Genomic DNA, 7,145 nt, shown 5'->3' with positions numbered 1-7,145 from the left:
GGTTTATAAGGAGATATTATGGACATGAATAAAGCGCTGGAAGTCATCAGTGCACTATCGGATGGAGTTAACCCAGAAACTGGTGAAGAGCTTTCTAACGAGAGTTGCTTTAATCAACCTCAGGTTATTCGAGCTTTACTAATCGCTAAACAGAGTATTGAAAAGTCGATTCAGCTTGAAAAACGTAAGTCTGAATTGCCAGAGAATGCCGGAAAACCGTGGCAAGTAGAAGAAGATGCAGAATTGTCTCAAGGATTTGATTCGGGGATGAGTGTTGATGAATTGTCACTGAGTCATAAAAGAACGAAAGGGTCTATTGCATCTAGACTTGTTCGTCTCGGTAAAATAAATGAACGCTCTGAGATTTACGTCCGAGAGCACAGCGCGTAAAACACCTAACAAAGCATTTAAGAGTGATTCCTTACGCTTGGCATTTTCGCTTCGCTCAAGTATAGCCAAGCGTGCGTCACACCTTAATGCGGCGTTAACTTACAATGGTAGAAAAATGGAACTCCCGAAATTTAAGTATCATCCCGACCCAATAGCGACGGGTGTTTTTGAGAAAAGCGATGATATTTGTGAATGTTGTAGCAAGGCTAAAGGGTATATCTACACTTCAAGTTTTTATACAGCACAAGATGTGAAATCTATTTGTCCGTGGTGTATCGCGGATGGTTCTGCTGCTACAAAATACAATGGTTCATTTTCTGATGATTACCCTTTGATTGAAGAGGGCGTTGATCTTGCAGTTGTTGTTGAAGTCTGTGAAAGGACACCTGGTTATCCTTCGTGGCAACAGGAGATATGGCAAGTTCATTGCGGAACTGCCTGTGAGTTTCACGGTGACGCTGAAAAAGAGGATTTAGAGTGTCTCGCTGGCGATGAGTTAGATACATTTCTGACGAAAGAAATGGTTGATCCTGAAGTTTGGCCGAAGATAATCCAACATTATGAAAAAGGTGGGCAACCATCGGTATATAAATTCAAATGTACGGAATGTCAGGAAATAGTCCTCACAATGGATTATACGTAACTGGCCAGTTAACAAAGCGTTTAAGACGGATTCCCAACGCATGGCGTTTTCGGCTTACTTCAGTTTAAGTGTTTATGTCACAATGGTTTAGGTTAGGTTCTCTGCGTTGCTCACCACTTAACGCAGCGTTAGACGTTCCCATATTTAAGTCACTCCCAAATAGTTTCCTCTCACAATACCTTGAGTTACGCTAAAACCATAAAAACCATAAAAACCATAAAAACCATAAAAACCATTGCATTCTTAATGTTCATAAGTATCATAAGGGCTGTTTCCTAATCTTCATAGCCCAAAGGTGTTCAAATTATGACTTATAAAACGTGGATCTTTATCTCGGAAGAAACTAAAACTTTCTTTATTACAACTCATGTAAATTTCGAGGGCATGACAGTTAAAGCAATTCAACGTGACATCCCAACATGGAAGCGCCCTGAAGAACACCAACGTGAACTTAATGCTCTTGCTGAAGCTTCTGACTTCCGTTTTGAACTTGACGAGGTAAGTCATGTCGATGATCTTCATGACATCAAAGCTCGTTATACATCAAGAGGTTATCGTTGTTTAAATCGTCGCATTGTTCTGAAAAAGAATAACCAACACGTCTAACAAAGCGTTTAAGACAGATTCCCAACGCTTGGCATTTTTAGTGCTATCGTTGGGTTTTGTGTTTAAGGTGGTATGGTTAGGTTTCGTGGTGGCGTTGCTCACTACTTAACGCGGCGTTATGTGAATGGAGGCGTAATGGAGTATGATTTCGAAGGTTTGTATTTTGGGGATTGGAAGCCATGGAGTAGCCTGTCAAATAGTTGGAAACATCAAGATATACCACAACAGTTTGGTATTTATGGGGTCTATTTACTTGCCACTTTTGACTCAGAAGAAAAAGTAAAACCATTTGCCCCTGAAAATATGCCAAGCGACATTATCTACATAGGTATGTCTAGCCATATTGATCGGCGCTTAAGTTCAAGTCATAAAGCAATAAAGCGCTATCGAAAAATATCAGGTGATCGTGCTTTAGAGAAACTATGGGTTATTAAGGCGGATAGCAAATGGAATAACAGCAAAGATAAAGTAGAGGGACAAGCGTACGTAGCGTATTGGGAGCGTTTGTTGCTATTGAACTATGTTAGGGCTTACAAAACTTTTCCATTGTTAAACTCACAATAAAAATTCACATAACAAAGCGTTTAAGACGGATTCCCAACGCTTGGCATTTTTAGTTTGATTCAGCTTTAGTGTTTACGGCACAATGGTTTGAGTGCGGTGGTATGCGTTGCTCACCACTTAACGCGGCGTTATGTTTTAATGGAATTTCAATGGCTTAAATGCCTTCGTGTCGTTCTTTCCCCCTTAGGCTACTCGTTGGGAGTAGACTCAGCAAATCACCATTATCGCTCAGTTCTTAAATCCCTCAGCCCGTAAAACATGCCAAGGTTCTCGGGTTGCTTCATTCGAGTTTTCGGGTGGTTTGGTCGTCGGGTATCTCTGGCTCAAAGTCGCTTTGGGGGTATTTCCCAGTCAGCCAATAACCTTGGCAGTTGTCTCGGCAAATCACCATTGTTCTGCGCTGTTGTTGCTAAGAAAGGGCGCTTGTTGAACCTTGATTGAGTTGCCTCATTATCAGGGAAGTGGGCTTACTCGTTTCTGGTTTGGCGCATCTGGCGGTCAAGTGAGTTCGAGCTTGTGACTTGGTTCAGAAATCTAGGTCTGCATCCCAGTTCTTTGCCAAGTAAATCAACGAATTGTGCTAAAACATAACAAAGCATTTAAGACGGATTCTCAACGCTTGGCGGTTTCAGCCTAGGTCAGCTTCAGTGCTAAATGTGGCAAGGTTTAAGGCATGGTGGTTGCGTTGTTCACCACTTAATGCGGCGTTATAAAACAAGGAGTCCTCGTGACTGATATTTTACCTCCTCAAGTTTCAGCCCTTGTTCAAGGTGTTAATTGCCTTGAACCTTATATTTATGAAATTCACAAGGACTTTAATGATGGGAAGTTTGCTGATTGGCCAGCAGTGTTTCTTGCCACAACACTTCAATCTACAGCGGTGTCTTTATTTAAATTAATGCCACCGTTTGAAGTCAATAATGACATTCTTGATAAACGCTCCATAGCAACCTTAGTAAGAAACATTATTGATACACATGATGTCATGAGCATGATGCTTGATTGCAAAGATGAAGATATGTTCAATCTACATCGAAATATCTTAGGAATGTACTTATCTGGACGTATTTCAAAAATACAAGGGTCAATAAGTGCGGAAAAAATCCAACCTTTTTATAAACATAGTAAAGATTGGTATTGGAAGGCGATTAAAAGTTCACCGTTATACACTCGTAATATGGAGAAACTAAGGGGTGGTGAGAGTGTGTTTTATCATAGTCGAAGACAGCGCATCGAGATCGTTTGTGGAGAGCAAACGGACTTTGTTTCTGGGATTCTAGCTGATATCTCTACATACGTTCATTCAATGCCTCCTGCTTTATGGTTAACGGATTTGGATGGTTTGTACACAGACACCATTCAAAATAGGAAAACAGTAGCCATTTGGCTCCGAATCGCCAATTTTTACTTTGCTCAATCACTAAGTATCTTTTTTAAGGTTACTCCGTATCTGGTTAGTGAAGATGCAGATTTTTATATTAAGCACCATGACACGCCGTTTTCTAACTAATTGTTTTATAACAAACTGTTTAAGAGTGATTCGCAATGTGTGGCATTTTTACTATGCGTTAATTTTAGTGTTTAAGGTGGTATGCGGCGGCTTTGGTATTGCGTTGCTCACACCTTAACAGGGCGTTATGTGATTGGGGGCAATATGGAAAAATTAGCGCACGAGGTATGGATATTCAACGGTAGCCAGGTGCAGTTTCTAGGGCTACCTTTTTCTACTCGAATGACGGTTGTTCGGTTATCTAGTGGTGAACTTTGGGTTCACAGTCCGATTGAATTATCAGAAGCAATTATTGATCAAATCGGTAGCCTAGGTCATGTGAGATATTTGATAGCGCCTAATCACTTACACCATCTATTTTTGCCTGAGTGGATGGCTGCTTATCCCAATGCGGAAGTTTATGGTACAAATGAAGTTATAAAAAAACGCAATGAGCTCACTTTTAATGGTTCTTTGAACCATCAACAAAGTTGGGCTTGGGGAGCAGATATCGAGCAAGAATTATTTTCAGGTTCACCATTGATGGAGGAATGCGTGTTTTTCCATAAAGACTCTGGTGTACTTATTGTCACAGACTTAGTTGAAAACTTTTCAGGTAATGATTTCAATTATTGGCAAAGAGTTGTTGCGAAAGGTGTCGGTATTCTCGCTCCCAATGGAAAAATGCCTTTAGACTGGCGCTTAAGTTTTATGTTCGGTAAATCGGATGCTCGTCGGCACCTTGAGCGTTTACTGGCATGGAAACCTCAAATTTTAGTCATGTCTCATGGTGAAATCGTCAAAGAAAATACAAATAAGTTTTTAGAACGTGCCTTTAAATGGCTTATATGAACACGCGGCAAAAAATCACATAACAAAGCGTTTAAGACGGATTCCCAACGCTTAGTGTTTTCGATTTACTTCGGTTTAAGTGTTTATGTCATAATGATTTAGGTAGGGTGGTAGGCGTTGCTCACCACTTAACGCGGCGTTATGTTTTCGGAGGGAAAATGAGCGATTATAAGAAACTATTTGAGTGTGTTAGACCTGATTTTATAGGTAACCTCACCGCTGTTCGTACCGAAGAACAAGGAGTTCTCAAGCTTAGTCTCCGAAGTAATAATCAAACTGTTGAGCTTTATGGATTTGAAGATTTAGCTGACTCAGTTAGTGATTTACTATCGTCTGATCACATAACTATTTCCCAAGAACTAAATACTTATAAAGAGTTTGGCACAATACGTATTGAATGTTGGGTAAACGAAAGTTATTCAGAATATTGGTGTGATCGCGTGAATGTAGAACAAACATAACAAAGCGTTTAAGACGGATTCCCAACGCTCGGCGTTTTCGGCTTTCTTCGGTTTAAGTGTTTATGTCACAATGGTTTAGGTAAGGTGGTCAGCGTTGCTCACCACTTAACGCGGCGTTAGGTTTTTCCGCGGTCAAATGGAATTGAGGGGGTATCATGGATTATCAAACGAAGCTCCAATTTGCATATAAAGAGCTCAATGATAAAGGTGTTTGGAAGTCGAATTACAATCCACCAATAGCCAAGTTACTATGCAAAATGGGACTTAACTTCCCGCCGCCTTATTATCAGACCTTCATGAACAACTGGGTTATTTCAGCCATCATGTTCGCTCCTGTTTGGGGTGTTTTAAATTGGTTTGTTGTTTGGAGTAAAGCAGATAAGCCAGTTCTCGAAGCTGTCTATATGTCTCTGATTGGTGGTGTTTTGTTTGGGCTAATCATGGCGACATTTTATTTTGTTAGACGAAAGCAATTAAACCTGTCGGAGTGGAGTTCTTTGGGAGAATAGCCCCAAAACCTAACAAAGTATTTAAGAAGGATTCGCAACGCTTGGCGAATTTCGTTTAAATTCAGCTTTAGTGTTTAAGGTGGTTTGTCGAGGCTATGGTGTATGGCGTCGCTCACCTCTTAATACGGCGTTATGCTTTTTTCTGAAAATCGTGAATATGAACGCTTTATCAATGGTTTGATAGACTTGTGACTTGATGGTGAAGGAGGGTTTTACATGGGAACTATAATAGGCTTAGCTGTTCTAGCTGCGATAGATTGGTATCTTGTTCGTAAAAAAGGACTTCATATACATCAGCTAATTGCTAAAAAGTATGTAGAGTATTTAGATAGCAAAGAAAATCGCAAATAGAGTTTTTGGGCAACAGCCTAACTCTATATGACCAGTGATTTTTACTGTGTGGGCATGAATGATAAATTGGTATTGCTTCATAGTGGAACAATGTGAAGTTTGAAAGTTTGTCTACTGTGCCTGCTGATAGCACAAGCATAACAAAGCGTTTAAGACGGACTCCCAACGCTTGGCGCTTTCGGCTTTCTTCAGGTTAAGTGTTTATGTCACAATGGTTTAGTTAAGGTGTTTGGCGTTGCTCGCCACTTAACGCGGCGTTATGCTTTTTTCTGAAAATCGTAAATATGAGCAATTTATCAATGGTTTGATAGACTTTTGACTTGATGGTGAAGGAGAGTTTTACATGGGAACTATAATAGGCTTAGCTGTTTTAGCTGCGATAGATTGGTATCTTTTACGTAAAACAGGACTTCATATACATCAGCTAATTGCTAAAAAGTATGCAGAGTATTTGGATGGTAAAGAAAATCGCAAATAGAGTTTTTGGGCAACAGCCTTACTTCATATGACGAGTGATTTTTACCATGTGGGCATGAATGACTAATCGGTATTGCTCCATATTGGAGCAGCGTGAGGTTTGAAAATTTGTTTACTGTGCCTGCTGATAGCACAAGCATAACAAAGCGTTTAAGACGGACTCCCAACGCTTGGCGCTTTCGGCTTTCTTCTGGTTAAGTGTTTATGTCACAATGGTTTAGGTGAAGTGGTTGGCGTTGCTCGCCACTTAACGCGGCGTTATGTTTTAATGATATTTCAATGGCTTAAATGCCTTTGAGTCGTTCTTTGCCCCTTTGGCGATTCGTTGGGAATAGACTCAGAAAATCACTATTATCGATCCATTCTTAAATCTCTTAACCCGTAAAACATGCCAAGGTTCGCGGGTTGCTTCATTCAAGTTTTCGGGTGGTTTGCTCGCCTTGTTTCTCTGGCTCAAAGTCGCTTTGGGCATATTTCCCAATCAGCTAATAACCTTGGCAGTAGTCTCGGCAAATCGCCATTGTTCTGCGCTGTTGTTGCTAAGAAAGGGCGCTTGTTGAGGCTTGATCGAGTTGCCTCATTGTCAGGGAAGTGAGCTTACTCGTTTTGGGTTTGGCGCATCTGTCGGTCAAGTGAGTTCTAGCTTGTGACTTGGTTCAGAAATCTAAGTCTGCATCTCAGTTCTTTGCCAAGTAAATCAACGAATTGTGCTAAAACATAACAAAGCATTTAAGACGGATTCTCAACGCTTGGCAATTTAAGTTCAGGTCAGCTTTAGTGCTAAATGTGGCAAGGTTTAAGGT

The 7,145-nt window shown here is 40.5% G+C and carries 10 protein-coding genes; all 10 read left to right on the top strand.

The window, feature by feature from the left end:
• Positions 1 to 18: 18 nt before the first annotated feature.
• The 10 genes from RH86_RS19675 to RH86_RS20790 all read left to right on the top strand — a co-directional run bounded on the left by RH86_RS19675 (position 19) and on the right by RH86_RS20790 (position 6,343).
• Positions 19 to 390 (top strand): hypothetical protein, encoded by a 372-nt coding sequence (locus tag RH86_RS19675; protein WP_009388215.1) that lies wholly within the window; start codon positions 19 to 21, stop codon positions 388 to 390.
• A 115-nt stretch (positions 391 to 505) separates the two neighbouring features.
• Positions 506 to 1,033, top strand: a complete 528-nt coding sequence (locus tag RH86_RS19670) for a CbrC family protein (protein WP_009388214.1) — start codon at positions 506 to 508, stop codon at positions 1,031 to 1,033.
• A 306-nt stretch (positions 1,034 to 1,339) separates the two neighbouring features.
• Positions 1,340 to 1,639, top strand: a complete 300-nt coding sequence (locus tag RH86_RS19665) for a hypothetical protein (RefSeq protein ID WP_009388213.1) — start codon at positions 1,340 to 1,342, stop codon at positions 1,637 to 1,639.
• A 135-nt stretch (positions 1,640 to 1,774) separates the two neighbouring features.
• Complete coding sequence (locus RH86_RS19660) at positions 1,775 to 2,203, top strand: hypothetical protein (protein ID WP_009388212.1); 429 nt, start codon at positions 1,775 to 1,777, stop codon at positions 2,201 to 2,203.
• Between the two features lie 727 nt (positions 2,204 to 2,930).
• Complete coding sequence (locus RH86_RS19655) at positions 2,931 to 3,713, top strand: hypothetical protein (protein WP_009388210.1); 783 nt, start codon at positions 2,931 to 2,933, stop codon at positions 3,711 to 3,713.
• Between the two features lie 144 nt (positions 3,714 to 3,857).
• A complete protein-coding gene (locus RH86_RS19650; protein WP_009388172.1) occupies positions 3,858 to 4,544 on the top strand; it encodes a DUF4336 domain-containing protein in 687 nt (228 codons plus the stop codon).
• A gap of 158 nt (positions 4,545 to 4,702) precedes the next feature.
• Entirely contained in the window at positions 4,703 to 5,005 is a 303-nt protein-coding gene (locus tag RH86_RS19645) for a hypothetical protein (RefSeq protein WP_009388171.1), read from the top strand.
• Between the two features lie 155 nt (positions 5,006 to 5,160).
• Complete coding sequence (locus RH86_RS19640) at positions 5,161 to 5,514, top strand: DUF6404 family protein (RefSeq protein ID WP_009388170.1); 354 nt, start codon at positions 5,161 to 5,163, stop codon at positions 5,512 to 5,514.
• Positions 5,515 to 5,730: 216 nt separating this feature from the next.
• Positions 5,731 to 5,865, top strand: coding sequence for a hypothetical protein (locus RH86_RS20795; RefSeq protein ID WP_009388169.1), 135 nt, complete (start codon positions 5,731 to 5,733; stop codon positions 5,863 to 5,865).
• Between the two features lie 343 nt (positions 5,866 to 6,208).
• The gene (locus RH86_RS20790; protein ID WP_009388168.1) at positions 6,209 to 6,343 is read left to right on the top strand and encodes a hypothetical protein; all 135 of its coding nucleotides are present in this window, start codon (positions 6,209 to 6,211) and stop codon (positions 6,341 to 6,343) included.
• Positions 6,344 to 7,145 lie beyond the last annotated feature (802 nt).

The sequence above is a fragment of the Vibrio sp. N418 genome (assembly GCF_000222565.1).
GTDB lineage: Bacteria > Pseudomonadota > Gammaproteobacteria > Enterobacterales > Vibrionaceae > Vibrio > Vibrio scophthalmi.
The sequence above is the reverse complement of the archived record's forward strand: the minus strand, read 5'-3'. Positions and strand labels throughout refer to the sequence as shown.

Coding starts and splice junctions, on each gene's coding strand:
- RH86_RS19675 (WP_009388215.1), top strand. CDS start 19: ATGGACATGAATAAAGCGCTGGAAGTCATCAGTGCACTATCGGATGGA.
- RH86_RS19670 (WP_009388214.1), top strand. CDS start 506: ATGGAACTCCCGAAATTTAAGTATCATCCCGACCCAATAGCGACGGGT.
- RH86_RS19665 (WP_009388213.1), top strand. CDS start 1,340: ATGACTTATAAAACGTGGATCTTTATCTCGGAAGAAACTAAAACTTTC.
- RH86_RS19660 (WP_009388212.1), top strand. CDS start 1,775: ATGGAGTATGATTTCGAAGGTTTGTATTTTGGGGATTGGAAGCCATGG.
- RH86_RS19650 (WP_009388172.1), top strand. CDS start 3,858: ATGGAAAAATTAGCGCACGAGGTATGGATATTCAACGGTAGCCAGGTG.
- RH86_RS19645 (WP_009388171.1), top strand. CDS start 4,703: ATGAGCGATTATAAGAAACTATTTGAGTGTGTTAGACCTGATTTTATA.
- RH86_RS19640 (WP_009388170.1), top strand. CDS start 5,161: ATGGATTATCAAACGAAGCTCCAATTTGCATATAAAGAGCTCAATGAT.
- RH86_RS20795 (WP_009388169.1), top strand. CDS start 5,731: ATGGGAACTATAATAGGCTTAGCTGTTCTAGCTGCGATAGATTGGTAT.
- RH86_RS20790 (WP_009388168.1), top strand. CDS start 6,209: ATGGGAACTATAATAGGCTTAGCTGTTTTAGCTGCGATAGATTGGTAT.